Origin of the sequence: Bradyrhizobium sp. TM239 (genome assembly GCF_036247985.1) — a bacterium.
In the GTDB taxonomy this organism is placed as follows: domain Bacteria; phylum Pseudomonadota; class Alphaproteobacteria; order Rhizobiales; family Xanthobacteraceae; genus Bradyrhizobium; species Bradyrhizobium ottawaense.
The window spans coordinates 91,988-118,543 of sequence record NZ_BTIR01000008.1 but is presented as its reverse complement, the minus strand read 5'-3'; the positions used below and the strand labels follow the sequence as shown (position 1 = coordinate 118,543).

The following is a 26,556-nucleotide window of genomic DNA, read 5'->3' as shown; positions in this document are numbered from 1 at the left end:
TCCGGTTGGCATGGGCTCACTTCAATAGATCGGCTCGCGCCAATGCGGACGACCGGTATTTCAAGCGCCCGGGCTTCAAACGCCCGGCCTTCAAAGGAGCTGCGATGCTCGCGACGCTGAACCCCAAGCAAATCGTCGATGAGATCGTGAAGGACACGGTCAAGGACAACGATCCGCACGACGCGATTCAGATTTCGCCCGACATTGTGCTGGCCTCGCGCCCCATCAGTGTCGCGCCCGCCCTGGCGCCTGACATCACGACGCGTCCGGAGCCGAAATTCGCGCCGGAGCCCAAAGCCTTGCTCGATCGCAAAATCTCTCTGGAGCCCAAGTTCAGTCCTGTCTCGGAGCCGCAGGCGGCGCCCCCGCCCTCTGTCGACACGGCCGTCCGCCTCGCAGCGAGCGATGGTCCCGGCCCGCGGAAGCGATCCGCCGCGGGCAAGTGGCTGCGCGGCGCTTTCGTCACGTTTCTGTTTGCAGGCGGCAGTGCGGCCGCCACCATCGCCTGGGAGAAACACGGCGACACCGCCAAACAGATGTTCGCCGAATGGACGCCGGCATTGAAGTCGCTGCTGCCGTCGACATCACAGACCGCGCCGGTCGCTGCCGCGCAGGCCGCACCGCCCGTGGCGCAGGCCGCCCCGCCCGCACCGCAAGCGGCAACCGATCAAACGGCCGATCAATCTGCGCCACCGCCCGCAGTCCAGGTCGCGGCCGCTGCGCCCGTAGCGACGCAGCCCGATACCGCGCAGTCGGTGCAATCGATGACGCGCGACCTCGCCGCGATGGCGCAGCAGATCGAAGCGCTCAAGGCCAACATCGCCGAGTTGAAGGCCGGACAGGAGCAGATGGCGCGCGAGATGGCAAAACCGCCCGCGCCGAAGCCTGTCGCTGAGATCAAGCCTGTTGATCCGCGCGCACGCGCTGCTGCGATCCAACCGCGAGCTCCGTCACCGCCGCCGGTTCGCAAACCGAAACCGGTCGTGTCGCACACCTACATGCCGGCCTATTCGCCCGCGCCGCTCGCGGCTCCGCCGCCTTCGCAGGCTGCGGCCGTGCCGCCGCCGCCAGCCGCACCTGTTACAACGACCCAAGCCGTCGCCGATGACGATGGGCCGGTCGTGCGCCCGCCGATGCCGTTACGCTAGACTGAGACCGCGTAGCAGTACGGCGCGCTGCGACAATGTCGCGTAGGCTGTCCGAGTCGATGTGATGCGTTGAGTCCGGACAATTACGGTAAGCGATTTTTCTCGCTCAAGAGAAAAGGCCGTCGGGATCTATGCCGGCGGCCTTCTCTTGCAGCTGCCGGTTCCCGGAGCCCGGTTCTGCTGCAATTCCATGCCTTAAGATCACGCCAACATGTTTAATTAAATGTTAATGCGTTCACATGTTGCACATCATTTCTGCGCCATAAGCACAGAGATTGCGCGGTCCGTTCATCGGTAGATATCGACTCAGTGGTACCATCCGACATGTGTTGAGACTTCCACTGAAGCTCATCTCGTCACACCGGGGAATTCGGATGCCGTACTACTCTTTCGATCTTGTGGTTGGTGGAGAGTTCAGGAACCAGGGCGGAATCATCCTCGAAGACATCGAGGTTGCCTCCGATCGCGCCGACCAGCTCGCCACCGAGCTGTCGCAGGTGAAGCCCGAGCTGCAGCAGAAGGGTTGCGCGGTGCGCGTCACCGATCGCGACGACAACGAGCTTTACCGCACGCCGCTCGATCCCGTGCCGGCCTGGCAACGCTAACTACGCTTCCAGCACCGGCGGCTCGAACCAGTTCGTCAGCGACAGTCCGCCGTCGACGACGAAGGCTGCGCCAGTGACGTAAGCGGAGAGCTTGTTCGACAATACGGTGAGCGCCATCGGCGCAAGGTCATTGGCCTCGCCGAGACGCCCGAGCGGAATGTGCCGCGCCAGCGCGGGATCCGCGACGAACCCGCCGGCTGCGATCGCGCCGGGCACCAGCGCATTGACGCGGATGTCGTGGCGGCCGAACGACTTGGCCAGCTCCTTCACCAGCATCGCCATCCCCGCCTTCGCCGTCGAATAGTGTGGCAGGTTACGCGGCGTGCCCGCATGCAGCGAGGTGAGGAACAGGAACGAGCCCGGCCGCTTCGCCGCGATCAGCCGCTTTGCGAGCTCGCGCGCCAGGTGAAAGCCGGCATCGAGATTGACGGCATGCATCTGCTGCCAGATCCTGCGTTCGACCGCGAGCGCATGATCGGCCTCCCGCCGCGGCGGCGAAGCGCTGTGGACGAAATGGGTGATCCCGCCCAACGCGGCGTCCGCGGCAGCAAGCAGTTCGTCGCACGCATCCAATTCGGCGAGATCGCCGACCCAGGGCACCGCCAGTTCGGGCCTCTTGCTCGCGCCGATCGCGGCACTCACCCGCTCCGCGCTGATGTCGGCGAACACGGTCCGGACGCCCTCGCCGACCAGGGCCTGCGCGATGGCGCGGCCGATGCCGTTGCCGGCGCCGGTGACGAGCGCCGTGTCGCGGGCGGGATCGAACGGCGTGCTGAACAGGCTCATATCGCTCTCCAAGGCCGGAATGGGGGGCACGATAGCGCACCGCAGCGTGGCGCGACAAATTGGCCCCGGCACCATTGCGGAGCAGCCCGCCGGACGCTAGCCTCCCAAAAAAATGGAGGAGCTACCAAGTGATGCGCTACGGTTTCCTGATGGTTGGTCTGTTGCTGATCGCCGCTCCGGCCCGGGCCGAAGACCATCCACGCTCGACCTATGTGACCCTGGTCCTGCAGGCTTTCGCCGCCAAGGTCGAATGCCCGGGCACGGATGTCGTCTATCAGGATCTCGTGCAGAAGGCGGAACAGATGAAGCTGCCCGAGGGCACCACCGAGAAGGTGCGCAAGGCGATTGCCTGGATGCACACCGGCGGCAAGATGGGCGAGAAGCAGGACGACGATTTGATGGCCGAGGTCGCGGTGGCGACCCAGGCGACCGATCTCAACCAGCGCCGCCTCGGCATGCCCAACTGGTGCGAGGCCCAGAAGACCAACCTCGCCGGCCTGATCCGCGCCAAGGGCGGCTAGCAAGCCGGCTGTCGCGGCGTTAAGGACACCGCGACGGAACCTGCGTTTCGGCCAATAATCGTCACATTCCTCGCCAGCATCGGGCTCCTTCGCACAGGAGAAGCCCCATGCGGATGACGCATCTCATTGTCGCCGGCGTGCTCGCGGCGAGCGCAGCGCTGGCCGCCCCGGCACAGGCAAAGAACTCCGACGCCCAAAAGGGCGAGGACAAATCGACCACCTCATCGTCCTCGTGCAGCGCCTATCAGCAGGCGCCGGACGGATCGTGGGAACAGCTCCCCTGCAAGGAGGCGGGTGAGCGCGGCCAGCCGCAGACGCAGCATCGATCCCCGGCACGGGGGCCGGATCGCGAGGAACGCTGAAGCGTTTCCGGTCCGGCGATCAGCTCTGGTGCGGTCCGCGGATGATCTTCATGGCGTCGGCGATGTGACGCCACTCCTTGGCCTCGTCGGCCTCGCCGCGGCCGTCGCAGGCCTGGGCCTGCTCGGCGGCCTTCGCGATCGCAGCAAAACCGTGCCGCTCGAGCATCTGCCGCGCGACGGTGTGGACCTGGACCTCGGACATCATGGGCGCTCTCCCGTCTGACCAGACCGCAGGCCGCATCGCTCCCGCGGTCGTTCACAACGATCGAGGGCGGGACCTCGTTCCGCACCGTCCCTAAGGTCCCAAAACAAAGGCGGCCCGCTATGCCCAGCGGACCGCCTTCTCACCCACCCCAAAGCTGGGAGTCGCCGGCCGCGTCCCTACGCGACCGCCGCTTTCTTGCGCTCGAAGTCGTTGGGCACCTCGATATCGACCTCCAGGGTCGATACGTCGTCGCCGCGCTCGAGCCGGACGATGACCTTGGTCGGGTCCAGCGTGACGTGCTTGGACACGACGGCGAGAATCTCCTCGCGCAGCACGCCGAGCAGATCGGGCTGGCCACGCATTCCGCGTTCATGGGCAAGCAGGATCTGCAGCCGTTCGCGAGCGACGGGTGCAGAGGCCTTGTTGCCGCGGAGAAGCCGAAGCAGACCCATGCTCATGCAGCCCTCCGTCGCAGCAGACGATCCATAAAACCCTTGCGCTCGGTCGGAACCTGCATCGGCACGGTGTCGCCGCACAGTCGGCGCGCCGCGTCGATATAGGCCCGCGCCGGTGCGCCATCCACGTTCGACAGCGTGACCGGCGTGCCGACATTGGAGGCGCGCAGCACGTCCTGGCTCTCGGGGATGATGCCGAGCAAGGGTGTTGCGAGGATCTCGAGGATGTCCTCGATGGTCAGCATCTCGCCGCGCGCGGCGCGCGAGGGGTCGTAGCGGGTGATGAGGATGTGCTTCTCGACGCGCTCGCCCTTCTCGGCCCGCACGGTCTTGGAATCGAGCATGCCGATGATGCGGTCGGAATCGCGCACCGAGGAGACTTCCGGGTTGGTCACGATCACGGCCTCGTCGGCAAAGCGCATCGCCATGGAGGCACCGCGCTCGATACCGGCCGGGCTGTCGCAGATGACCCAGTCGAAGCGGGCGCGCAGATCGTCGATGACCTTGCCGACGCCCTCTTCCGTCAGCGCGTCCTTGTCGCGGGTCTGCGAGGCCGGCAGCAGCCAGAGGTTCTCCAGCCGCTTGTCCTTGATCAGTGCCTGCGGCAGTTTGGCAACGCCCTGCACCACGTTGATGAGGTCGAATACGACGCGGCGTTCGGCGCCCATCACGAGGTCGAGGTTACGCAGGCCGACGTCGAAATCGACGACGACGACCTTGTCGCCGCGTTGCGCCAGCGCAGCCCCAAGGGCGGCGGTCGTCGTGGTCTTGCCGACGCCCCCCTTGCCTGATGTCACGACCAGTACCTTTGCCATTTCTGAAATCTCCTTCTGGTCAGTTCAGCGCGGTAATTCGCATGGTGTTGCCCTGCAGCCAGGCCTGGGCCGGGCGGCCGCGAAGAGCGGCGTCGATATCGTCGGCGGTCTGATAAAACCCATCGATTGCAAGCAGTTCGGCTTCGATCTTCTGGCAATAGATGCGCGCGCTCGTGTGACCGTTCACGCCGGCCATGGCGCGGCCGCGCAGCGCGCCGTAGACGTGGATGGAACCGCCGGCAACGACTTCGGCACCGGAGCCGACCGAGCCGAGGATGGTGACGTCGCCTTCGGGAAAGATCACGGTCTGCCCCGAGCGCACGGGGGCCTCCAGCAGCAGTGACGTCGGCTTGGCCTGGGCCTTCGTCTCAGCCTTCTTCGGCGCGTTCGGCTCGACCACGCAGCTGCGCCCGCCCGAGAGCAGCGGCGGCATCATCGGGGTCAGCCTCGCCTCCTCCACGCCCTCGATGCCGAGCACCCGGATGTTGCGGTCCTGAAGGCTGGTGAGCAGATGGCCGATACCGGACTGGCTGAGATCGACCGAGGACAGGTCGATCACCACGGGCCGGCCGGCAAAGAACCCCGGCGAGCGCGCGATGGTGGCGTCCATCTCGTGCAGCCAATCCTGCACCGGAACCGTCGGCGTGAACACGAAGGCCACATAGGAGCGCCCGCGCAGGCGCACCATTTGGCGTTGAGGTTTGACTGCAGCCTCCATATCGGCCGACTCGTTCCCAGTTATTGAATGGTTAACGATGCGGCGGATATGGTTAACGGCCGGTTAATTCTCCGTGGGGTTACGTGGGAGCAGCCGGTATTGCGCTCTCGTGTCCCGGACGCGCTGCAACGCGCAAGCGTTGCTGCGCCGAGCCGGGACCCAAGCCACACGGGTTGCCCCGGCGAAATGGGCCCCGGATCTGCAGCGCACCGCCGAAGAGGCGCTGCGCCGCGTCCGGGGCACGAGACGAGGAATGCGGCGCACAGCGTTTGCAATGACGGGGGTGCCTCCCCCTACTTCTTCACCTTGCTCGCATCCATCTTGATGCTCGGATCCAGCATCTTCGTCGTGAACGCCGTCGTCACGTCGAACGGCTTCTCCATGCCGAGATAGGTCTGGACCAGTTCATAGTCCTTCCTCATCCGCTCGCCATCGATCCAACCGAGCGATTTCGTCGTCGTGAACTCGTCCGTCATCAGGAACTTGATGCGCTCCCACTGGCGTTCCTGGTTCGCCTGGTCGAGACCGGAGACCTGGTCGAGCAGCGCCTTCAGGCACGGCGCGACGTCGGCAACGCAGGCCGCAAAGGCCTTCTGCGTGACGCGCACGAACTCTTCGACGACCTTGGGATTCTTCTGCAGATAGGCGCCGTTGACGATCAGCGAATTACCGTAAGGGTTGAGCCCGATGTCCTTCCAGTTGACGTAGCCGAGGTCGGCCCCGAACTCGATCACCTTCAGATCGTGCTCGTTGTAGAAGTCGCTGATGATGTCGACGGTGTGGCTCTTCAGCGCTGCGATCTTCGCGGTCGGCCCGACATTGACGAAGCCGACGGAATCCGGCGCGATGCCCGCAGCCTTGGCGAAGGCCGGCCACATCACGCGCGAGGCATCACCGGGCGGATTGCCGACCTTGTGGCCGGCAAAATCCTTTACGCCGTTCACGCCGTAGCTCTTCAGCCAGTAGAAGGTTTGCCCGGTGTTGGCATAGACGCTCATCACCGCGACGGTATCGGCGCCCTTGCTCTTGGCCACCAGCATGGTGGCGAGATCGGCGACGCCGAAGGGCGAGCCGCCGGAGCCGACCTTGGCGGCGGAGACGCCCGAGCCCTTGCCGGTCTCGATCGTGAGGTCGATGCCCGCCTTCTCGTACCAGCCTTGCGCCTTGGCATAATAATACGGCGCGTGATCGGCCGTCGGCGTCCAGTTGAGGATCAGGTTCACCGCCTCGCCCGCGCTCGCCGGCACCGCCGGCAAACCGAGCATCAGGGCCACAACAGCCGCCTGCAAACGCTTCATCGCATCTCTCCTCATTGCCGCGACCCGGCTTGTCGCTCTCCCCTTGTGAGGATACCAATGCAACAAGCCCGCCCTCCACTTGTCAACTGTTTGGTTGGAAATGCCCGCAAAACGATCTGGCGACACCGTGCCGCAGCGCCGCGACCCCGTCGCCACCCGCAACAAGCTGCTGACCGCGGCGCGGCTGGAATTCGCCCGGCACGGCTTTGCGGGCGCCCGCGTCGACGAGATCGCGATGCGCGCCGGCGTCAACAAGCAGCTCGTCTACCATTATTTCGGCGACAAGGACGCGCTGTACCTCGCCGTGCTCGAATGGGTCTATGAGGATATCCGCGAGCAGGAGCGGAAGCTCAATCTCGAGGGCCTGCCGCCGGAGAAGGCGATCCGCAAGCTGATCGAGGCTTCGTTCGACCACCTGGCGGCACACCCTGATTTCATCGTGCTTTTGAACGACGAGAACCGCGGCGGCGCCCGCCATGTCCGCGGCTCGACGCGGCTGGAGGCGATGCACTCCCCGCTGGTGAAGAGCGTCTCCCACATTCTCAACGAGGGGGTGCGCGCGGGTGTGTTCCGCAAGGGCGTCGATCCGGTCCAGCTCTATATCTCCATTGCGGGCCTCAGCTATTTCTTCTTCTCCAACACGCCGACGCTGTCGGCGATCTTCGGCAAGGACCTGTCGAGCCGCACGGCGCGGCGCGCCCGCCGCCGCCATGTTGCAGATCTGGTGCTGCAGTCGCTCCGGCCCTAATCAACCAACTGGTTGAAACTTTCCCGGAAGGCGGCTAGGCTTGCGACCAGCGGCATCTTCGCCGTTCCAACAGGGAGCAACCGGTGACAGGAGACAGCGCACGCGCCTCGCGCAGCTTTGCGATCATCCTGATCGTGCACCTCGCCGTGCTCGTGCTCTGGCAGGTCGCCGTCGACGCGTTTCACGTGCCGAAATTCATCCTGCCCTCGCCGCTCGCGACGATCCAGACGCTGGGGACCGCGAACTACGCCTGGGGCGCCAACACGCTGGTGACGGCGATCGAGATCCTCGGCGGCTTCGCGCTCGGCGCCTTCGTCGGCGTCGCGCTGGCCGTGATCTTCAGTTGGGCGCCGCTGCTCAGCCTGGTGCTGCTGCCGCTGTTCGTGACGCTGAACATGATCCCGAAGGTCGCGCTCGGCCCGCTCTTCATCGTCTGGTTCTCCTACGGCATCATCCCGAACATCCTGATCGCCTTCAGCATCTGCTTCTTTCCGATCTTGCTCACCACCGCACGTGGCCTGCGCGAGGTCGAGCCGGACCTGCTCGATCTCGTCAAATCCCTGCGCGGCTCGCGCTGGACGCTGTTCCGCAAGATCCAGCTGCCGGGATCGCTGCCTTACGTGTTCTCCGGCATGAAGGTCGGCGCCATCCTCGCGGTCGCCGGCGCCATCGTCGGCGAGTTCATCGCCTCCGAGCGCGGGCTCGGCTACCTCATGATCCAGGTGCAGTCATCGCTCGACACGCCCGCGATGGTGATGGCCGTCGTGCTGCTGACGCTGCTCGGGGTCGCTCTCTACGGCCTCGTTCTGATCCTCGAACGCATGTTCGTGGTCGGCGACGCGAGACAAACCTGACAACGGCAGAACCAAGGGACAAATCCATGCTGCTCACCCGCCAGACGCTGCCGAAGACCATCCCTGATATCGCAGCGCTCGACGAGCTGCTGTGCCGGCCGACGCAGGCCCTGATCGACGACTTCGCCGAGGTCGAGGGCGACATCATGATCCTCGGCGTCGGGGGCAAGATGGGCCCGACGCTCGCCGGTCTCGCCAAGGCCGCCGCGCCCGATCGCCGGATCATCGGCGTGGCCCGCTTCAGCGACGCCGGCGTGAAGGACTGGCTGCACGCGCGCGGCGTTGAAACGATCAATTGCGACCTGATGGACGAGAATGCCATCCGGGCGCTGCCGAAGGCGCCCAACATCATCTTCATGGCCGGCCGCAAGTTCGGCGCCGAGGGCGATCTGTCGCTGACCTGGGCGATGAACGCGCATGTGCCGGCGCTGGTGGCGCAGGCTTTCCCGTCCTCGCGCATCGTGGCGTTCTCGACCGGCTGCATCTATCCCTTCGTGCCCGTCGACGGCAAAGGCTCGACCGAGGACATGGCGCCGAATCCGCCCGGCGAGTACGCCCAGTCCTGCGTCGGCCGCGAGCGCATGTTCGAGTATTTCTCGCACAAATACGGCACACCGGGCCGGCTGTTCCGTCTCAACTACGCGATCGACATGCGCTATGGCGTGCTGCACGACATAGCGACGAAGGTGCTTAGCGGTTCGCCGATCGACGTCAGCCTCGGCCATGTCAATTTCATCTGGCAGGGCGACGCCTCCGCGCAGGCGCTGCGCTGCCTCGCGCACTGCACCGCGCCGACCTCGCCGATCAATGTCAGCGGCCACGAGATCCTGGCCGTGCGCGATCTCGCTGCTAAATTCGGGGCAAGGTTCGGCCGCGCGCCGGTGCTGACAGGCAAGGAAGAGCCGACGGCGTGGCTGACCGACACGTCAAAGGCGGTCGAGCTGTTCGGCCTTCCCGTCGTCGACACCGAGCAGCTGATCGCCTGGACCGCCGATTGGGTCTCGCGCGCCATGCCGAGCCTCGGCAAGCCCACCAAATATGAGGTGCGCGATGGCCGTTACTGACGCCCCGCCCATCGTCCAGCTCGGCGTCGACGACGCGATCGCGGGGCTGGCGTTGTCGACGGAAGCGCACTGGAATCAGACCGACGAGGACTGGCGCATCTTCCTGCGCGACGGCGTCGTGTTCGGCATTCGCGACAGCATGCGGCTGGTCGCAACCGCAGCACTGCTGCCCTATTCCGGCAACAACGCCTGGATCAGCATGGTGCTGGTATCAGGCACGCATCGCCGCCGTGGCTTTGCCACCCGCCTCGTCGATGCCTGCCTGGAGACGGCGCGTCAGAACCGCCTGACCTGCTGGCTCGACGCCACGCCAGACGGCGCCGCCGTCTACGAACCACTGGGGTTCACGCCGACCCTGCAATTGCGTCGCCTGAAGCTGTTGAAGCCTGCGCGGACCGAAGCGCCGCCATCGTCATCTGCGACCATCAAAGCGCTTTGTGTGCGGGACCTGCGGGCCACCGGTTTCGACCGGACCGCCCTCCTCTCCGCCTTCGCCCAGCGTTCCGGCTCGCGCATCGTCGGCGCGAACGGCGCCATTGCGCTGGTGCGCGACGGCCGGACCGCCCGCCATATCGGCCCGTTGTTGGCCAACAATGCCGCGGCGGCGCTGACTTTGGTTGATGCGATCGTGCGCTCCGAGACCAACCCGCTCCTGCTCGACGCCGTCGCCTCGCAAGACGCGTTCCTGGAAGGATTGACCGCAGGGGGCTGGACCATCGAACGGCCGTTCCAGCGCATGCGGTTCGGCCCCGCCACCGTCACGGGCGAGGAAACGCCATTCGCCGTCGCCGGCCCTGAATTCGGATAGGACATCATGCATCACAGCCAGATCAACAGCGACATCCGCAACCTGATCACCGAGGGCACCGTGCTGCCGGCGCATCCGCTCGCGCTCACCGCGGAGCGCCAACTCGACAAGACGCATCAGCGTGCGCTCACGCGCTATTACATCGACGCCGGCTCCGGCGGCCTTGCCGTCGGCGTGCACACGACGCAGTTCGCGATCCGCGACGTCGGCCTCTACCGTCCGGTGCTCGAGCTCGCCGCCGAGACGGCTGCAAGCTGGACCAAGCGTCCGCTGGCGATGGTCGCGGGCCTTGCCGGCCCGACCGCGCAGGCGGTTGCCGAGGCGCGCACCGCGCGCGACATCGGCTATCACGCCGGCCTGCTCAGCCTAGCCGCGATGAAGAGCGCCTCCGAGGATGAGATCATCGCGCACTGCACGGCAATTGCCGCCGAGATCCCGCTGGTCGGCTTTTATCTTCAGCCGGCCGTCGGCGGTGTCATCCTCTCCGCCCGGTTCTGGCAGCGCTTCGCCTCGATCGACAATGTCATCGCGATCAAGATCGCGCCGTTCAACCGCTATCGGACGCTCGACGTGCTGCGCGGTGTCGCAGCGGCAGGCGCGCTCGACCGCGTCGCGCTTTACACCGGCAATGACGATCACATCCTGCTCGATCTCACCCTGCCCTTCGACCTCCGCGACAATGGGGTCACGACGCGCACCTATTTCAGGGGCGGCCTGCTCGGCCATTGGTCGGTCTGGACCGCGAGCGCCATCAAGCAGTTCGAACGCTGCAAGGCGGCGCGGCACAAGGACAGCGTGCCGGCCGACCTGCTGGCGCTCGATGCCCGCGTCACCGACTGCAACAGCGCCTTCTTCGACGTCGCCAACAATTTCCACGGCTGTATCGCCGGCTGCCATGAAGTGCTGCGGCGCCAGGGCCTGATGCAAGGCCTGTGGTGCCTCGATCCGAACGAGGGCCTCAGCCCCGGCCAGAACGAGGAGATTGACCGCGTCACTCGCGAGCATGCCGACCTCAGCGACGATGCCTTCGTCGCAGCCAACTTGAACAAATGGCTGGCATGAGCTCCGAGCCCTTCATCAGCCTGCAAGGCGTGCGAAAAGTCTATCGCAGCGGCGGCGCCGAATTCCTGGCGGTGTCGGACGTCACCATGGACGTGCAGGAAGGTGAGCTGGTCTCGCTGGTCGGCCCGTCCGGCTGCGGCAAGACCACGGTGATGAAGATCCTGGCTGGCCTGCATGGCGCCGACGGCGGCACGGCGAAGATCGGGAACGCCAGGAGCCCGTTCGATCCGAGCCGCGACATCGGCATGGTGTTCCAGCAGGCCTTGCTGCTGAAATGGCGGACCATCCTGGACAACGTGCTGCTGCCGGCCGAGATCGTCGGCCTGCCGATGAAGGCGGCGCGCGAGCGGGCGCGCGACCTGCTCAACCTGGTCGGGCTCGCCGGCTTTGAGCAGAAATATCCGCAGCAGCTGTCCGGCGGCATGCAGCAGCGCACCGCGATCGCGCGCGCCTTCATTCACGACCCAAAGCTGATCCTGATGGACGAGCCGTTCGGCGCGCTGGACGCGCTGACGCGCGAGCAGATGAACCTGGAGATGCTGCGGATCTGGCGGGAGAGCGGCAAGACCATCGTCTTCGTCACGCATTCGATCCAGGAAGCGGTGTTCCTGTCCTCGCATTGCGCCGTGCTGACGGCGGGCCCGGCGAAGATGGCCGACTATTTCCCGATCGACCTGCCCTTCCCGCGCGACCTGCCGCTCAAGACGACCGACGCGTTCGGCGCCTATGCAAGGCGGATCTATGCGAAGCTGGGTCTGGGCGCGGCGTAAGCACCGCGCCCCTCGCGATCAGCTCTTGTTGCGCATCTTGCTGAGCAGATAGTTGTCGTAGAAGTTCTCCGCGATCTGCGTATAGAACAGCAGCTCCTTCATATACGCGTCGTGGCTGTCCTTGGTCCGCTTGAACAGGTCGCTCTTGGCGGCGAGCTCGTTCAGATGGTCCTGGGTCGCGTTGTAGCAGGCCTCCAGCACCGGTTGCGGGAACGCCTTCAGCTCCGCGCCGTTGGCGATCAGCCGCTTCAGCGCCGCCGGATTCACGCTGTCGTATTTCTCGAGCATCCAGGCGCCGGCCGCCGAGGCGGCCTGGTTGACGATGGCCTGATACTGCTTGGGCAGCGATGCCCATTTCTCATCATTGACGATCATGTGCAGCATCGCGCCGCCCTCCCACCAGCCGGGGAAGTAGTAGTACTTGGCGACCTTCTGAAAGCCGAGCTTCTCGTCGTCATAGGGGCCGACGAATTCGGCGGCGTCGATCGAGCCCTTCTCCAGTGCCGAATAGACGTCGCCGCCCGCGAGCTGCTGCGGCACGATGCCGAGCCGTGCCAGCACATGGCCGCCCATGCCGGCGATGCGGAATTTGAGGCCCTTGAGATCGTCGACGGTCTTGATCTCCTTGCGGAACCAGCCGCCCATCTGGGTGCCGGAATTGCCGCAGAGGATGGCGTGCGCCTTGAACGGTTTCAGCGCCTCGTTGGTGAGGTCGGCGCCGCCACCGAAGTGCCACCACGATTCCTGATGGCGATGGTTCATGCCGAACGGCGCGCCGGTGGCATAAGCCAGCGCCGGCTCCTTGCCGATGTAGAAATAGAGCGGCGTCTGCGCCATCTCGACGGACGCGACGCTGACGGCATCGAGCGCCTGCAGACCCGGGACGAGCTCGCCGGCGGCAAAAGTCTGGATCTGGAATTTGTTGTCGGTGGCCTCGGCGACGTATTTCGCGAAGGTCTGCGCCGTGCCGTAGATGGTGTCGAGCGACTTCGGGAAGCTCGACGTCAGGCGCCATTTGATCTCGGGCGCGCTTTGCGCGATCGCAGGTGCGGCAACCAGCGTCGTCGCGCCGGCAACCGCGCCGCCCTTGAGGAATGTACGGCGTTTCATGATGGGTCTCTCCCTGAACTAAATTTCAAACATATGGGCTTGCGGCGACGATCTTCGCGGACCGTTTGCCCGTTCCCAAAGCAGAGTTCAAGATGCGCGAGGACAAGATGCGCGAGGACATGGGTCCCGGATGACGCTGCGCTCCCTCCGGGCTACGAGACTGTGAGCTGAAAGGCCTCAGAGCAGCTTGGCGCTGACGAACAGCGCGCGCACGGCGTTGGTTGCCTGCACCGCCAGCATCGCGTTACCGGCTGCGCCTTCCAGAGCCTCGACGGCGTCCTCGTGCAGGGAGCGGAATTCCATCCATTCGACCGACTTGAAGTTGGTGAGGAATTGATAGGCCTGACCGACGGTCGCGATCGCCAACGTGTCACCGTTCAGCTTGATCTTGAACGTCGTACGCAGCGGGGTCTCGGAACTTGATGGATCACTCATGGGCTGCTTCTGGACGATGACGGCTTAACGAAGGGGAAACGGCAGCCCCGCCGCAGCAGGCGAATATCAGGAGTCGGTGCTGGCGCGCTGCGAGGCAGTCGCAGATCCGCTCAGGCTCGGCACCACGACCAGGCGGTTGAACTCGCCATTGTCGTACGCCTTGAGGAAGCGATCATAGTCCTTGATCGAGACGCAGCCGTTGGAATCGCCGCGCGGCCCGAGCATGTAATTGTGGGTGAGAAGGCCGACGCGGCCGAGCGCGCTGGTGCCCTCGGTCGGCGTCAGGCGCAGCGCGCGGACGCCGTGGAACAGCTTTTCGCGCGGCTTCAGGTCGTAGGTTGCGGGCGGGGTCGCGCCGACCATGCGCTGGTCGACATGCTCGGGGTCGTCCATCAGTGCGCCCATGCCGGAATGGGCTTCCAGCGCGACGCCGCTCGGCAGGTAAAGCGCCTTGGCCTTGATGTCATAGACCGCCGTCCGCGAATCGTAGCCGAGGGCGGCCAGATCCGGCGCCTTGCCGAACAGGCCGTCGCCGGGCGTCAGCGAGGCCAGCCTGATCTTGTCGGTGAATTTTTCGAAGAAGTTGCGGTTGTCGACCCTGGGGTTGGTCTCGGCATAGGCCTGGCTGGAGGCGATCTGGGCGGAGATGTCCGCCTGGGTCGGGCGCGAGCGCGGCATCGGGATGGCGTCGGCACGCTGCGAGGGCCTCGTCTCTTCAATCACGTGCCGGTCGTCATCAGTCAGGGTCGAGCGCCAATCGTCGCCCTGGAGCTTCTGAGCGAGCATCGCCTTGGCGTCGCGAAGCTTGAGCTGGACCGCACTCAGGGCGGAACGCTCCAGCGTCCGCAGGCCGAGGTCGCGGGCCGGCGGATTGCCCGACGCCGACGCGAAGCGGTCCTCGAAAGAAGGGGCATTGGCCGGCGGCAACGCCGCGGAGACCAGCGGGGTCGAATTGCCAAGATTCGAATTCCCGATGTCCGTGACCCAGGCGGCGGCGCCAAGCGCCAGCGCGACGGCGGCCAGAGACAGCAAAACGCGCTCGGCTCGCCCGACACGGCGGCGCGACAACAGCCTCTCGGCATGTGCTGCGTCGGAAACCATCAGATCCCCAAATCGACCCCCGGGGGGCCCAACCCCCGCCCGGAGACTCTATACCAGCTACCACATTGGGAGCCAAAAGTTAGGCATAATCGCGGCCAGCAAGCCATCCTAAGGTATCCAATGACCGATCCTTTCGATCTAGAGCGCTTCGTAACGGCCCAGAACCCGGTTTTTAGCGCCGTTCAGGCGGAGCTGGCCCGGGGCCGGAAGCAGACTCACTGGATGTGGTTCGTCTTCCCCCAGATCGCCGGCCTCGGCTTCAGTGCCATGTCGCAGCGCTACGCCATCGGCTCGCGGGCGGAGGCGAAGGCCTATCTCGTGCATCCCGTCCTCGGTCCGCGCCTGGTCGAATGCACCCGCCTCGTGCTCGCCGTCGAGGGGCGAACCATCAACGCCATCCTCGGTGCACCTGACGATGCCAAATTCCGCTCGTCGATGACGCTGTTCGGCGCGGTGTCTGATGAGCCCGTGTTCGGCGAGGCGCTCGCCCGCTATTTCGCCGGCGAGCGGGATGACGCGACGCTGGAGATGCTGTCGAAGCTGGATCGGCAAGCTCAGCGTTGATCAACGTCCCTGGAAGACGGCGGCACGACGCTCGATGAAAGACTGAATGCCTTCCTTCGCGTCCGCGCTGCCGAGCACGCGGGCACGGATCTCCGGAATGTAGGCGATCGCCGCCGCCTCGCCGCCTTCGACGTACTTGGCCGCCGCTTCCTTGGTGACCTGGATGCCGAGCGGCGCATTGCGCGCGATGATGGCGGCAAGCGCCATCGCACGCTCGACCTGCTCGCCTGCCGGCACGACCTCCTGGACGAGACCGATCGCGTGGGCCCGCTCGGCCGAAAATTCGTCGCACAGGAACAGATGGTACATCGCATCGCCCCAGCCGGCGCGCGACAGGAAGCGGAAATGCGCTCCGCCAAGCGGCGCGATGCCGCGCTTGGATTCCATCTGGCAGAAGCGCGCATCCGCGGCGGTCACCACGATGTCGCCTGCGAGCATCAGCTCGATGCCGACGGTGAACACGATGCCCTGCACGGCGGTGATAACAGGCTTGCGGCAGCGCTTGGCAAGGCCAAACGGATCGACATTGCCTTCCCGGATGTTGCGCTTCTCCGCGGTGGGCCCGAAGAATTTCGGCATGTCGAGACCTGCGGTGAAGTCCCTGCCCTCGGCGCAGATCACGCCGACGCGGTAGGCGTCGTTATTGTGCAACTCGGTCAGCGCATCGGACAATTGCTCCATCATCACCGGCGTGAACGCGTTCTTCTTCGCGGCATTGTCGATGAGGATCTTGAGAGCATGGCCGTGCACCTCGGTGCGGATTTGTCCCTCGCTCATGTGTGTCTCTCCATGATTGTCGTTCGGTGTCGGGGGCGTCAGGCCGACGGCTGAATCGCCCCGCGGATCGCCTTGATCCGCTCCGGCGTGAACACGCCGGATTCGAGCAGTTGAAGGATCGAGAGCACGCCACCCCGCGATCCCCAGCTTCCCTCGTCGATGACCTCGAAATTGACCCACCAGGTGGGCGCCGGCGTCTGCATGCCGCAGGCCTCCGCGAGCCGCGCGAGCACGTTGCGGATCACCTCGGCGCGCACCTCCGCCGGCCATGCCGCGTTCATCACCGCAATCCTGACGGTGATGATGTCGCGCGGGCTGTGCTGATCGGACAGGAGCTGGCCGCCGATCGCCATGCAGTCAGCCGCCAAGTCGTGGAAATGGACCTGAAAGCCCATTCGCGCGGCCGCCACGTGCTGGCCGATCTCAGGCTCGAGCACGGCATCGGTCAGGCTTTCCGCGAGGCGGCGGCGCTGGATCAGGCTGAGCCGGCCCGCAGACGCGGTCACGGTAATGATGGTCAAACGGCGCCCTCCAAGAGAACTATGACAGTCGTCATATTTCAGCCCTGCTTGCATATGTCAAGCGTCATAGTCTAGATCAGAACGCCGACCAGGGGATTTCTCATGACCTCCACTACGCGCGACAAGATGATCGCCGGCGCCGCCGATTTGATGAGCCGCCGCGGCGTCAACGCCACCAGCATGCGCGACGTCGTCCGCCATACGGCGACGCCGCGCGGCTCTATCAGTCACCACTTTCCAGACGGCAAGCGGCAGTTGATCGCCGAGGCCGTGACCTTCGCCGGCAGGGAGGTCGCTACTCCTCTGGCGAAAGCCATGCGCGATCGCGGCGTGATCGACGGCCTGCGGGCCTTCGTCGCGTCCTGGCGCCGCCGGCTCGAGGCGACCGGCTTCAAGGCCGGATGTCCGGTGCTCGCGGTCGCCGTCGATGGCTATGTCGGGGAGGCCTCCGACAAGGACGATGAGGCGGCGCAGCAGCATCTGCTCGACCTCGCCGACGGGGTGTTCGCCGAGTGGCGGCAAATCATGCGCGCAGCCTTGCTGCGCGAAGGGCTGGCCGCAGAGCGCGCCGAGCGGCTAGCGACACTCGTCGTCGCCGCGATCGAAGGCACGGTCGCTATGTGCCGCGCCAACCGCAGTGCCGATGCGCTCGATCAGGTTCAAGAGGAACTGGAGACGGTGCTGCACGCCGCCCTCGCCCGCACCAACGGATAGATTGGAGACGCACCGTGGACCTTTCCCGACAGCGCGAACTCGCCCGTCATCTCGCCAAATTGCGCCGCGAGGGCCGGCAACAAAGCGGCCTCGAAGAACGGCTGGTCCCGCCGGATGCAGACACGGCGTACCACGTTGCGCGGATGGTGGAAGAGGAATTGGGCTGGGATGTCGTCGGCTGGAAAATCGCCGGCATGAAGCCCGGACTCCAGCGCCAGCTCCGCATCTCTTCGCCGATCTATGGGCGAGTGTTCGCGCCTCTGATCAAGAGCTCGCCCGCCAGCGTCGAGCACGCCAGGCAATGCAGCCCGATACCGGAAGTCGAGTATCAGGCACGTCTCGGCGCCGACCTGCCGCCGCGCGCGAAGCCCTATGCGGTGGGTGAGGTCGGCGACGCCGTCGCCTCGTTGCATCCCGGCATCGAGCTAGCGGAGTGCCGCTTCGTTCACGATGCGGCATTTCCAGCAATGCCGGCGATCGTGGCGGACGGCTCTGGATCGGGAACGATCGTGCTCGGCGAGCCCATCACCGACTGGCGCAACCGCGACATCGCCAATCAGGACGTCATCCTCAATTGCAATGGCGCCGAGAGGCGCCGAGGCTCCGCTGCAGAGGCGATTGACCATCCGCTGGTGCCGCTGACCTGGCTTGCCAACGAGCTGTCGCGGACAGGCATCGGTCTCAAGACCGGCCAGACGATCAGCACGGGCACGCTGACTGGCATGCTGCGGCCGAAGGCTGGCGAAACCTACATTGCCGATTTTGGTCCGCTGGGATCGGTAAGCGCGACCTACAGTTGAGAGGGCGCCATCGGCCTGAGCGTAAACCCGAGATTAACACGGGCATCCTAACTTCCGGAGAATATCTTTCTCCCCCCGCGCCAATTGCCGGACAGATCATGAAAATCGGTACACTCCTGACCACCGCCATCGTCTCGCTCTCGACCGTGGGCGGCGGCCTCGCCGTCTACGTCGCCGTGACGAAGTACCAGACCATGGACAGGATCGGTGAGGCCCAGGGCCGGCTCGCGATCGTCCGCGCCGCCAGCGACATTCCGCGCTATCTCAATCCCGAACGGGGCTTTTCGACCAACATCCTCTACGGGCCTGCGACGGTGGATCCGGCGCAGATGGCCGAGCAGGACAAGCTGCGCAAGCAGACCGATGGCGCGCGCGACAGGATGAACGCCCTGCGCAAGGAACTGCCCGGCTCGTTCGACGACGGCACCACCATCGGGAGCGAGATCGACGCCATCAATGCGAAATTCACCGCGCTCCGCGAAGCCATCGACAAGGCGATCGCAGGACCCGCGGAGGCGCGCAAGGACGCGGCCCGCAAGGTCGTCGCCGACAACGCCGTTCTCAACGCGGGCGTCACCGCACTGCTTAACGAGCAGGTTCGCCGCATGGCGATTCTGAACGGCGATGCCTACCGGCAGGCGAACTACGCGAACATCGCCATGACGCTCCGCGACATCGGCGGCCTCAATGCCAGCGTGCACAAGAACCTCGTCGGCGGCAAGAAGGTCGCGACTGACGCAGAGAAGGCCGACGTCGCCCGCATGCAGGGGCGCAACGACCAGATCGTGATGTCGCTGATGGAGTTGCGCGGCCATCCCGCAACTCCCGGCAATGTCAGCACTGCGCTGGAGACGATGAACTCGCGCTATGTCGAGGAGTTCGGCCGCGAGCTCAAGCTGGTCAAGGACGGTGCCGTCAGCGGCAAGTATGAGCACGATGTCGATACCTATTACGCGGCGTCACAAAAGGGCCTCGGCTCCATTATCGGAGTTCGCGACGCGCTCTACGACAATGCCGAGCAGATCCTCGCGGGCGCTTCCTCCGCCGCGCGCACCAGCTTCACCATCGCGCTTGCAGGCCTTGCCGCCGTGCTCGTCGCGAGTGCCGGCCTGATCGTGATGGTTCGCCGCCGCGTTTGCGCGCCGATCGTCAGCCTGACGAGCCGGATGTCGCGGCTTGCCGAGGGCGAGGTTGCGGAAAGCATCCCCGGCGCCGCGCGCTCCGACGAGATCGGGGCGATGGCTGCAGCCGTTCAGGTCTTCAAGGACAACATGATCCGGGCCGACCGGCTCGCGGCCGAGAAGCAGGCCGAGAACGACGGCAAGATGCGCCGTGCGCAGGCGCTCGACGAGCTCACCCGCGCGTTCGAGGCCAAGGTCACCGAGCTCGTCGGCGGCCTGTCCCGGGCCTCCTCGACCATGGAAAGCACCGCGCAGTCGATGACCTCGACGGCGGCCCAGACCAACAGCCAGGCCGCGGTCGTCGCCACAGCCTCGGAGCAGACCTCGACCAACGTGCAGACCGTCGCCAGCGCCACCGAAGAGCTGACCTCCTCGATCTCCGAGATCGGCCGTCAGGTCGCACAATCCACCGAGATCGCGGCCCGCGCCGTCGAGAACGCCCGCCGCACCGGCGACACCGCACGCACCCTCGCCGAGGGCGCGCAGAAGATCGGCGACGTCGTCACGCTGATCCAGAGCATTGCCGAGCAGACCAATCTTCTGGCGCTGAACGCGACCATCGAGGCCGCCCGCGCCGGCGAGGCCGGCCGCGGCTTTGCCGTGGTCGCCTCCGAAGTGAAATCGCTGGCGGGCCAGACTGCCAAGGCCACCACCGAAATCTCCGAGCAGATCACGGCGATCCAGAGCGCGAGCGACGAGACCGTGGCCGCGATCCGCAACGTCGCCGACGTCATCGGCGAGATCGACCAGATCGGCACCGCGATCGCCGCGGCGATCGAGGAACAGGGCTCGGCGACCAAGGAGATCGCCCGCAGCGTCCAGGAGGCCGCCCGCGGCACCCAGGAGGTCAACACCAATATCGCAGGCGTGCAGCGCGCCGCCGACGACACGGGCGCGGCCGCAAGGGAAGTGCTCGGCGCCGCCGAACAGCTTTCGACCCAGTCGCGCGATCTCGCCGGCCAGTTCGACCGCTTCCTCGGTGAGGTCAGAGCGGCGTAATCAAGCTCAATACGGCGGCGCTTTCCGCGCCCGCTGCGCTTTCGCTGCCTCGATCCACCACGAGAGATCATCCGCAAAGCGCGGGAACGAGCGCTCCAGGGCCTTGCCGCCCTCGCCGATCGGCTCGGCGTCCGCCGACAATGTCTGCGCGATCGGGCCGACGCCGATGGTGCTCGACACCACCACCATGCCCATCTCGGAGAGCGTGCCGTGCCAGGCCGTCGCGGCGCGCGCGCCGGACAGCCGGCCGGCCGAATAGCTCACGATCGCGGCCGGGCGCCAGAACCACTCTTCGAGGAAGTGATCGGTGAGATTCTTCAGGCCGGGCTGGATGCCCCAATTGTATTCGCCGGTGACGAAGACGAACCCGTCGGCGCCGCGGATCTGTCCGGCCAGAATCTCCAGCGCTTCAGGCGCCGATCCCGTCGGATACTCCTTGTACATGCGGTCGAGCATCGGCAGGCCGATCGCCTTGGCGTCGATGAAGGTGACATCGTCGCCGCGCGCGCGCAGCCGATTGATGACGAAATTCGCAAGGCGGATGCCCATGCGGTCGGAACGGTAGGAACCGTAGAGGACGAGAATGCGATTGCTCATGATGGCCGCATGTTACCACGAAACCGGGACATAGAACGGTTTCCTTCGTCGCGGCGCCTGGTATGTGGCGCGTCGGAGCGTGACGCGGGTTCAGTGCGTGGCGCGATGGCTGGCGCGGTGCGGGATGGACCGGCAGGCCAGCCCATCGGCCAGCAGCTTCATGTCCTCATGCCGGCCGCTGCGAATCAGCCGGCCGAACTCTTCGGGCGTGAAAGGAAGACTTGGATCAGCATCGATGGGGCGCCGCAGCCGCGGGCCGAAGAACCATCGAACCAAGCTAGCCAGCCGCCGCATGTCAATTCCCTCGCGCCAGCAACAAACCTCTCACGAGGCATATTGTTCCTGCTAGCGGGACGAGATTGCAAGAGCCAACTGAGTGGTCGTCACCGAATTTTGCGCCGAGGTAGATCCTGCGTCCTAGCCGATCCGCTTCAACGTCTCGATGTCGTTCATCGCGCTCGTCAATGCCCCGTTGCGGTCGCGCACGAAGCTTTCGAGGTCCGACAGCACCGTATTGATCATCTGAAGATTCTTGAACATGTCCTCGATCTGGGTCACGATGCTGTTGTAGCCTTCCTGGGTCTGGATCAGCTGGCCCCGGGTGTCGTTGATATTGGCTCCAAGCGACTCGAGCGAGGTTTCCATGCCTCCGATCGAGGCGTGGGTGCGCGTGAGGCTGCTCCTGGTGTCCTGCGCGAGCTTCTTCACTTCGGTCGCCACCACCGAGAAGCCTCGTCCCGCCTCGCCGGCACGGGCCGACTCGATCGTCGCGTTGAGCGCGAGCAGGTTGGTCTGGCCCGCGATCGTGTCGATGATCTTGAGGATGTCGCGCAGCCCGTTCATGGCCTGAGTGAGGCCGGCGAACTCCTGCGACAATGCCGTGGTGTCGGTCGCCTTCGCCGCCGATTGCGCGCTCGCCATGATGACCGAGCGTATCTCCTCCACGATCGCGTTGATCGACGCCGTCTGCTGCAGGGCGCCCTCGACCTTGCCGCTCAGCGTGGCGCTGGCGCTCAGATATTCCGTCAGGCGATGGACGATACCGTCCTTGATCCGGTTCAGCAGGACCATGCGGTTGAGATTGGTGCGCGTGAAATACTCGACGAAATGCGCGTAGTGGATCGGGAACAGCTCGATGAAGGGATCGTTCAGCGGCTTCTCCCTGACATCGAAGAACACGATCGCAGTCAGGGTCTGGTTGATGTTGATTCCGAACAGCTCGCCGAAGGTCGAAAATCCCGCGACCGGCATCGGCCACATTCCGCTCATGTTGCGGAGCTGGCCCTCGTTGTTGAGGCGGCGCAGGATGCAGTCGTTCAGGATCGCGCCGATCGCCGGCGGCTTGCCGCGCAGGAAGGATTCGAGGTCGCGCCGCGTCTGGTCGACGAAATCGGTGGCTTCCAGCAATTCGAGCCTGTCGCCCGAATTGACGTCGCAGAAGAAGGAGACGACGCCGCTGTCGGCATCGATGCCGGCGACCGAGCGCACGAACAGGTCGCCGCCGACCTCGATGCCGAAGGAGTGCTTCGTCATCATCGACATCAGGTTCGCCGGCGTCGTGTTCATGGCCTTCGCCACCGCAGAAGCGAAGGGCTTGATCTCGCTCCCCTCCAGGACGCCCGACGCGGTGCGCCGATCCGGATCGGCCCCCATGACGACGAAGGATTTTCCGGTCCTCTTGAAGTTCTGGGTCTTGAAGATGCTGTAGGCCCGGCCCGGCGCCAGCTTCATGAAGACGATGAGGGCATGGTTTTCGACGATCTGCCTGCCGTCGTAGAGATAGGTGTTCTTGAAGTCGAGCTTGCCGCCGGCGGAGCCTCCGACGAAGGCGCACGGAAACTTGCCGCTCCGGTACACGGCCTCCATGAAATAGTTCTCCGACGCGGAGACGCCGTCCACGAGCGCGAAGGCGATGGTGTCGCGTACGTCTATCACGAAGGGCGTCCGGATCGTTCCGAGCTCCCGGGCGATCGCCTCGATGCGCGCATCATGCGCCTTGGACGGCTCGCCCTTGCGGATGTCCTCGTTGTGGAGGCGAACGCTATGAATGCTGATCGATTGAAACAGATCCGCTGGGAAGACCTGCACGACGACCGACGACCAGCTCGCGCCCGTCGCCTTGTAAAGGGAGTTGCCCGCCGAGCACAATTCGCCGGCGGTCGACATCGCGATCACCGGCGTCGATCCCGCCAGCCTCTGCAGCGACGACACCACGCGCGCGAAGTCGCAATGCGGTGAGATGAACGCGAGAGCGAGCGGCGCGCGCGTGCCCGCGACGACGAAGTCGCCCTCGGAAATGTTCTGCAGGCGGTCGTCGCTCTCCAGCACCCGAATCGCGCAAGGCTCGCGGGACGCCGGCGTCTCATCATGAATGTCCGGAACGATCGATGGCGATGCTTTCTTATGACTTGCCTGGGAAAAGAACGAGAGCATGGCAATATCCTTGTTCGACGCGAGCAGCGTCTCAAAGGAGTGAACTACGGATTCGAAATTGCCATCCGGTTATGAAACGCGCCGCGCGACTGCGTTTGTGCAGCAGATTGGCACCGTAGGACTACGGCATCGCACGCGCGTGCGGGCTCATGATACCGATCGCATCGGCGCGTTTGATCTGGATCAAATCCTCGCGCGGCCTCAATCGGCGAAGCCGACGAAGCGCACGAAGTCGTCATTCGCCTCGCGATCCGAGCGCACCGCGTTCGCGGCAAAGTCGTCGTCGGGATAACCCATCGCGACGCAGGTCATGATCACCTCGTCCTCCGGAATCTTCGCGACCTCGCGCACGATGTCGGAGCGCATGATGCCTTGCCCGTTGATGACAGAGCCGAGACCGCGGTCCCACGCTGCGAGCACGATGCCGTAGCAGAGCGCACCGAGATCGAAATGGCAGACCGCGCCGGGATCCAGCACGCGGTCGTAGGTCAGGACCAGCGAGACCGGCGCATCGAATTGGCGGAAGCCGCGCAGCACCCAGTCCTGCCGCATCGGCCTGTCGTCGCGCGCAATTCCCATCGCGCCGAACAGCTTCTTGGCGATATCGACCTGCCGCGTCCGGTGCACGCCCTGGTACTCGCCGTGGCTGATGATGTCGCGCTTGACCGTGGCCCCGCCGATCATCTCGTCCATGTTGCGGCGGCGGACCTCCTCGAGCGGGCTGCCGGTGAGCACATGGACATGCCAGGGCTGGGTGTTCATCGACGACGGCGCACGCTTGGCGCTCTCGATGATCGCCTCGATCACCGTGCGCGGCACCGGCTCGTTCCTGAAGCCGCGCACGCTGCGGCGCGACTGGACCAGCGTTTCGAATTCCACCTCGTGAACCTCCCCTGCCCGTTCGTCCGGCCTTGACCACCGGTTGCCGATGCGGCGCGCAAAATCTATGCTGACCCGCAAGCAAGACTAAGAACCCTGTGAGGAACAATGCCCGCCCCGCTCGATCCCGTCATCGCCCAGATCATTCCGCTGCTGCCGCTGCGCGATCCCGCCGCGATGACGCCACAGAGCGCGCGCGATTCCTTGCGCGCACTGGCTGCCTCCCGCGCCGCCATTCCGCCGCCGCCGGTCGAGACCGTGCAGGATATCAAAGTGAAAGGCGGCGCCGGCCCGCTTCCTGCCCGCCTCTATCGGGTCGGCGCCACGCCCGCGCCGACCGTGGTGTTCTTCCACGGCGGCGGCTGGGTTGCCGGCGATATCGAGACCCACGACCGGCAGGCGCGCAACCTCGCGATCGAGACCGGCGCCGTCGTCATCTCGGTCGATTATCGCCGTCCGCCCGAGACGCGTTTTCCCGGCGCCTTCGAGGACGCCTTCGCGGCCGTAACTGACATCTTCAACCGCGTCGCGGAATTTGGCGGCGATGCCGGGCGTTTTGGCGTTGCCGGCGATAGCGCCGGCGGCAATCTCGCCGCCGCCACCGCGATTGCCTGCCGCGATGCCGGCATCAAGCTTGCCGGGCAATTGCTGGTCTATCCCGTGACCGACGTCCTTGGCGCCTACGCCGATGCGGGCGAGAACGCGCGCTATCCCTCACGCGCCGAGAATGCCGATGGCTACTTCCTGACGCGTGCCACCATGGAATGGTTTTGCAGCCATTATCTCGCCGATGCCAACCACGCCCTTGACTGGCGCGTCTCGCCGCTGCGGGCCGCTTCTCTGGCCGGCCTCGCGCCTGCGATCGTGACCACCGCCTGGTTCGATCCCTTGCGCGACGAAGGCGCTGCCTATGCGCGGGCGCTGGAGGCTGCCGGCGTGCGCGTCAAGCACCATGAGGGCCCCGGCCTGATCCATGGCTATTTTGGTCTCGGCGATGCCTCCGAGGTCGCGCGCGCCGAAGCGCAGCGCGCCCGCGCGGACTTCAAGGCCCTGCTCGCGCGGGGCGCGTGAGGAGGTGCTAAAGCATGATCCGGAAAAGTGCGCAGCGGTTTTCCGAAAAGATCATGCTTAAACAACAACCTAAAGCGCGATGACGATTCATCCTGGTCGCATCGCGCTTTAGGCGCGCGGCATCCGCTGCGCCGCGGTGTGCCCCCAGGTTTCGTCCCAGTCCTGACCGGCGGCGTCGACCACGCGGCCGTCGGCTTCGAAGAACTTGTTCGGCACCTGGAAGATCGCCAGGATCAGGGCGCCGTCCGGACACCAGGCGGCATGCCGGCTGCCCGCCTCGCGCCAGATGAATTCGCCGGCCTTGCAGGCGATGCCCCTGGCCGGCCCTTCCTTGTCGACGAGCGCGCCTTCGATCACCCAGCTCTGCTCGATGCCGACATGCTCGTGATCGGGCAACACCGATCCCGGCGCAAATCGCATCAAGGCGGTCATCAGGCCGGTGCGGCGATCGAACAGCAGCGTCTTGGCCTCGCAGCCGGGAAAGCGCGTCGTCTGCCAATCCATGTCGTGAGGCCGAACCAGATGCGAATGCTGATCGGCGGCTTCCTGGCGTTTCGGGATCACGGCGTCCATCACGATGCTCCGTCCGGCTAAGCTGGCCAAGCCTAGCAGCATTGGCCGGCGCGGTCAGCGAGCAGTGCAACAGAAAGCGAGCCCGGCCAACGTCCCGCTCGAAAAAATCGCCAGCCGGGCCGGACGGCAGGCCTTCAATCAGCTTGATTGCGCCACGATTCCCGGCTCCAATCTCTCTGCCATTTCTGGTTTACGGAGACACCCATGATGAAGCGGATCTTCCTGGCTGCGATCGTTGCCACCTTTGCGGCAGGCTCGGCGTTCGCGGACGACACCTGTGAGAGCAAGGCGGTCGGCAAGGACGGCAAGGCGCTCGCCGGCGCCGCCAAGACCTCGTTCCTGAAGAAGTGCAAGGCCGACGCCTGCACGCCCAAGGCCGTCAGCGCCGACGGCAAGCCGCTCGCTGGCGCCGCCAAGAACAGCTTTATGAAGAAGTGCGAAGTCGGCGCGTAAGGCGCCTGCCGCTCCGCAAACTCTCGTGCCCCGGACGCAGCGCAGCGCTCTTCAGCGATGCGCTGCAGAGCCGGGGCCCACGCCTCCACGCATCGTCGGAAAGATGGATCCCGGCTCAGCAGCGCGTCA

At 65.4% G+C, this 26,556-nt stretch carries 32 protein-coding genes; 16 read left to right on the top strand and 16 right to left on the bottom strand.

Annotated elements, in window-relative coordinates; translation table 11 throughout:
• The first annotated feature begins 104 nt into the window (after positions 1 to 104).
• Positions 105 to 1,148, top strand: coding sequence for a hypothetical protein (locus AABA84_RS14280; protein WP_338306810.1), 1,044 nt, complete (start codon positions 105 to 107; stop codon positions 1,146 to 1,148).
• Positions 1,149 to 1,522: 374 nt separating this feature from the next.
• Positions 1,523 to 1,753 (top strand): DUF6894 family protein, encoded by a 231-nt coding sequence (locus AABA84_RS14275; protein WP_212244529.1) that lies wholly within the window; start codon positions 1,523 to 1,525, stop codon positions 1,751 to 1,753.
• On the opposite strand, the gene AABA84_RS14270 is transcribed toward AABA84_RS14275, so the two are convergent.
• A complete protein-coding gene (locus tag AABA84_RS14270) occupies positions 1,754 to 2,539 on the bottom strand; it encodes an SDR family NAD(P)-dependent oxidoreductase (RefSeq protein ID WP_212244531.1) in 786 nt (261 codons plus the stop codon).
• 131 nt (positions 2,540 to 2,670) lie between these two features.
• Here AABA84_RS14270 and AABA84_RS14265 point away from each other — a divergent pair, with 131 nt between their 5' ends.
• Together AABA84_RS14265 and AABA84_RS14260 are read left to right on the top strand one after the other, a co-directional pair.
• A complete protein-coding gene (locus AABA84_RS14265; protein ID WP_212245247.1) occupies positions 2,671 to 3,060 on the top strand; it encodes a hypothetical protein in 390 nt (129 codons plus the stop codon).
• A 107-nt stretch (positions 3,061 to 3,167) separates the two neighbouring features.
• Positions 3,168 to 3,422 carry a hypothetical protein gene (locus AABA84_RS14260; RefSeq protein ID WP_212244533.1) on the top strand — a complete coding sequence of 85 codons (255 nt, stop codon included), beginning with the start codon at positions 3,168 to 3,170 and terminating at the stop codon, positions 3,420 to 3,422.
• Positions 3,423 to 3,441: 19 nt separating this feature from the next.
• On the opposite strand, the gene AABA84_RS14255 is transcribed toward AABA84_RS14260, so the two are convergent.
• The 5 genes from AABA84_RS14255 to AABA84_RS14235 form a co-directional block, all read right to left on the bottom strand.
• Positions 3,442 to 3,627, bottom strand: a complete 186-nt coding sequence (locus tag AABA84_RS14255; protein ID WP_028144905.1) for a hypothetical protein — start codon at positions 3,625 to 3,627, stop codon at positions 3,442 to 3,444.
• Positions 3,628 to 3,803: 176 nt separating this feature from the next.
• Positions 3,804 to 4,085, bottom strand: a complete 282-nt coding sequence (gene minE / locus AABA84_RS14250; protein WP_212085871.1) for a cell division topological specificity factor MinE — start codon at positions 4,083 to 4,085, stop codon at positions 3,804 to 3,806.
• Positions 4,082 to 4,897: a septum site-determining protein MinD gene (gene minD / locus AABA84_RS14245; protein ID WP_212244535.1), complete on the bottom strand. Its 816-nt coding sequence runs from the start codon at positions 4,895 to 4,897 to the stop codon at positions 4,082 to 4,084. The genes minE and minD overlap by 4 nt, the downstream gene beginning before the upstream one ends.
• Before the next feature lie 19 nt (positions 4,898 to 4,916).
• On the bottom strand, positions 4,917 to 5,615 hold the full coding sequence (gene minC, locus AABA84_RS14240; RefSeq protein ID WP_338312342.1) for a septum site-determining protein MinC: 699 nt from the start codon (positions 5,613 to 5,615) through the stop codon (positions 4,917 to 4,919).
• Between the two features lie 293 nt (positions 5,616 to 5,908).
• Complete coding sequence (locus AABA84_RS14235; protein WP_338312341.1) at positions 5,909 to 6,913, bottom strand: ABC transporter substrate-binding protein; 1,005 nt, start codon at positions 6,911 to 6,913, stop codon at positions 5,909 to 5,911.
• Positions 6,914 to 7,013: 100 nt separating this feature from the next.
• Between AABA84_RS14235 and AABA84_RS14230 the strand changes: the two genes are divergently transcribed.
• The 6 genes from AABA84_RS14230 to AABA84_RS14205 all read left to right on the top strand — a co-directional run bounded on the left by AABA84_RS14230 (position 7,014) and on the right by AABA84_RS14205 (position 12,219).
• A complete protein-coding gene (locus tag AABA84_RS14230) occupies positions 7,014 to 7,661 on the top strand; it encodes a TetR/AcrR family transcriptional regulator (RefSeq protein WP_212244541.1) in 648 nt (215 codons plus the stop codon).
• Positions 7,662 to 7,744: 83 nt separating this feature from the next.
• On the top strand, positions 7,745 to 8,515 hold the full coding sequence (locus AABA84_RS14225) for an ABC transporter permease (protein WP_212244543.1): 771 nt from the start codon (positions 7,745 to 7,747) through the stop codon (positions 8,513 to 8,515).
• A gap of 26 nt (positions 8,516 to 8,541) precedes the next feature.
• Complete coding sequence (locus AABA84_RS14220) at positions 8,542 to 9,579, top strand: NAD-dependent epimerase/dehydratase family protein (RefSeq protein ID WP_338312340.1); 1,038 nt, start codon at positions 8,542 to 8,544, stop codon at positions 9,577 to 9,579.
• On the top strand, positions 9,566 to 10,387 hold the full coding sequence (locus tag AABA84_RS14215) for a GNAT family N-acetyltransferase (protein ID WP_338312339.1): 822 nt from the start codon (positions 9,566 to 9,568) through the stop codon (positions 10,385 to 10,387). Before AABA84_RS14220 ends, AABA84_RS14215 begins: the two co-directional genes overlap by 14 nt.
• Positions 10,388 to 10,393: 6 nt before the next feature.
• A complete protein-coding gene (locus AABA84_RS14210; RefSeq protein WP_338306818.1) occupies positions 10,394 to 11,449 on the top strand; it encodes a dihydrodipicolinate synthase family protein in 1,056 nt (351 codons plus the stop codon).
• Positions 11,437 to 12,219: an ABC transporter ATP-binding protein gene (locus AABA84_RS14205; protein ID WP_338312338.1), complete on the top strand. Its 783-nt coding sequence runs from the start codon at positions 11,437 to 11,439 to the stop codon at positions 12,217 to 12,219. Before AABA84_RS14210 ends, AABA84_RS14205 begins: the two co-directional genes overlap by 13 nt.
• An 18-nt stretch (positions 12,220 to 12,237) precedes the next feature.
• Here the strand turns inward: AABA84_RS14205 and AABA84_RS14200 are convergent, their stop codons facing one another.
• The 3 genes from AABA84_RS14200 to AABA84_RS14190 all read right to left on the bottom strand — a co-directional run bounded on the left by AABA84_RS14200 (position 12,238) and on the right by AABA84_RS14190 (position 14,796).
• Positions 12,238 to 13,329: a TRAP transporter substrate-binding protein gene (locus AABA84_RS14200; protein WP_338312337.1), complete on the bottom strand. Its 1,092-nt coding sequence runs from the start codon at positions 13,327 to 13,329 to the stop codon at positions 12,238 to 12,240.
• 177 nt (positions 13,330 to 13,506) lie between these two features.
• Entirely contained in the window at positions 13,507 to 13,764 is a 258-nt protein-coding gene (locus AABA84_RS14195) for a hypothetical protein (protein WP_018322933.1), read from the bottom strand.
• A 66-nt stretch (positions 13,765 to 13,830) separates the two neighbouring features.
• The gene (locus AABA84_RS14190) at positions 13,831 to 14,796 is read right to left on the bottom strand and encodes a DUF2778 domain-containing protein (protein ID WP_338312542.1); all 966 of its coding nucleotides are present in this window, start codon (positions 14,794 to 14,796) and stop codon (positions 13,831 to 13,833) included.
• A 189-nt stretch (positions 14,797 to 14,985) separates the two neighbouring features.
• On the opposite strand from AABA84_RS14190, the gene AABA84_RS14185 reads away from it, so the two are divergent.
• Positions 14,986 to 15,429 (top strand): DUF1810 domain-containing protein, encoded by a 444-nt coding sequence (locus tag AABA84_RS14185; RefSeq protein ID WP_338312336.1) that lies wholly within the window; start codon positions 14,986 to 14,988, stop codon positions 15,427 to 15,429.
• Here the strand turns inward: AABA84_RS14185 and AABA84_RS14180 are convergent, their stop codons facing one another.
• Both AABA84_RS14180 and AABA84_RS14175 read right to left on the bottom strand, forming a co-directional pair.
• On the bottom strand, positions 15,430 to 16,206 hold the full coding sequence (locus AABA84_RS14180) for a crotonase/enoyl-CoA hydratase family protein (protein ID WP_338312335.1): 777 nt from the start codon (positions 16,204 to 16,206) through the stop codon (positions 15,430 to 15,432).
• Between the two features lie 38 nt (positions 16,207 to 16,244).
• A complete protein-coding gene (locus AABA84_RS14175; RefSeq protein ID WP_338312334.1) occupies positions 16,245 to 16,727 on the bottom strand; it encodes a tautomerase family protein in 483 nt (160 codons plus the stop codon).
• Positions 16,728 to 16,829: 102 nt separating this feature from the next.
• On the opposite strand from AABA84_RS14175, the gene AABA84_RS14170 reads away from it, so the two are divergent.
• The 3 genes from AABA84_RS14170 to AABA84_RS14160 all read left to right on the top strand — a co-directional run bounded on the left by AABA84_RS14170 (position 16,830) and on the right by AABA84_RS14160 (position 20,421).
• The gene (locus AABA84_RS14170; protein WP_338312333.1) at positions 16,830 to 17,441 is read left to right on the top strand and encodes a TetR/AcrR family transcriptional regulator; all 612 of its coding nucleotides are present in this window, start codon (positions 16,830 to 16,832) and stop codon (positions 17,439 to 17,441) included.
• Positions 17,442 to 17,500: 59 nt separating this feature from the next.
• Positions 17,501 to 18,241: a 2-keto-4-pentenoate hydratase gene (locus AABA84_RS14165; RefSeq protein ID WP_338312332.1), complete on the top strand. Its 741-nt coding sequence runs from the start codon at positions 17,501 to 17,503 to the stop codon at positions 18,239 to 18,241.
• A 98-nt stretch (positions 18,242 to 18,339) separates the two neighbouring features.
• The gene (locus AABA84_RS14160) at positions 18,340 to 20,421 is read left to right on the top strand and encodes a methyl-accepting chemotaxis protein (RefSeq protein WP_212244557.1); all 2,082 of its coding nucleotides are present in this window, start codon (positions 18,340 to 18,342) and stop codon (positions 20,419 to 20,421) included.
• Between the two features lie 6 nt (positions 20,422 to 20,427).
• Here the strand turns inward: AABA84_RS14160 and AABA84_RS14155 are convergent, their stop codons facing one another.
• From AABA84_RS14155 to AABA84_RS14140, 4 genes are all read right to left on the bottom strand, one after another.
• Positions 20,428 to 21,018, bottom strand: a complete 591-nt coding sequence (locus tag AABA84_RS14155) for an NADPH-dependent FMN reductase (RefSeq protein WP_212244559.1) — start codon at positions 21,016 to 21,018, stop codon at positions 20,428 to 20,430.
• Positions 21,019 to 21,108: 90 nt separating this feature from the next.
• Positions 21,109 to 21,312, bottom strand: a complete 204-nt coding sequence (locus AABA84_RS14150) for a hypothetical protein (RefSeq protein WP_018322924.1) — start codon at positions 21,310 to 21,312, stop codon at positions 21,109 to 21,111.
• A 123-nt stretch (positions 21,313 to 21,435) separates the two neighbouring features.
• Positions 21,436 to 23,451, bottom strand: a complete 2,016-nt coding sequence (locus tag AABA84_RS14145) for an FIST N-terminal domain-containing protein (protein WP_212244561.1) — start codon at positions 23,449 to 23,451, stop codon at positions 21,436 to 21,438.
• Between the two features lie 201 nt (positions 23,452 to 23,652).
• Positions 23,653 to 24,330, bottom strand: a complete 678-nt coding sequence (locus AABA84_RS14140) for a nitroreductase (RefSeq protein WP_212244563.1) — start codon at positions 24,328 to 24,330, stop codon at positions 23,653 to 23,655.
• Between the two features lie 108 nt (positions 24,331 to 24,438).
• Here AABA84_RS14140 and AABA84_RS14135 point away from each other — a divergent pair, with 108 nt between their 5' ends.
• Positions 24,439 to 25,401, top strand: coding sequence for an alpha/beta hydrolase (locus tag AABA84_RS14135; protein ID WP_338312331.1), 963 nt, complete (start codon positions 24,439 to 24,441; stop codon positions 25,399 to 25,401).
• Positions 25,402 to 25,509: 108 nt separating this feature from the next.
• On the opposite strand, the gene AABA84_RS14130 is transcribed toward AABA84_RS14135, so the two are convergent.
• The gene (locus AABA84_RS14130; protein WP_338312330.1) at positions 25,510 to 25,974 is read right to left on the bottom strand and encodes a cupin domain-containing protein; all 465 of its coding nucleotides are present in this window, start codon (positions 25,972 to 25,974) and stop codon (positions 25,510 to 25,512) included.
• Between the two features lie 204 nt (positions 25,975 to 26,178).
• On the opposite strand from AABA84_RS14130, the gene AABA84_RS14125 reads away from it, so the two are divergent.
• The gene (locus tag AABA84_RS14125) at positions 26,179 to 26,427 is read left to right on the top strand and encodes a hypothetical protein (protein ID WP_212244568.1); all 249 of its coding nucleotides are present in this window, start codon (positions 26,179 to 26,181) and stop codon (positions 26,425 to 26,427) included.
• Positions 26,428 to 26,556: the final 129 nt, after the last annotated feature.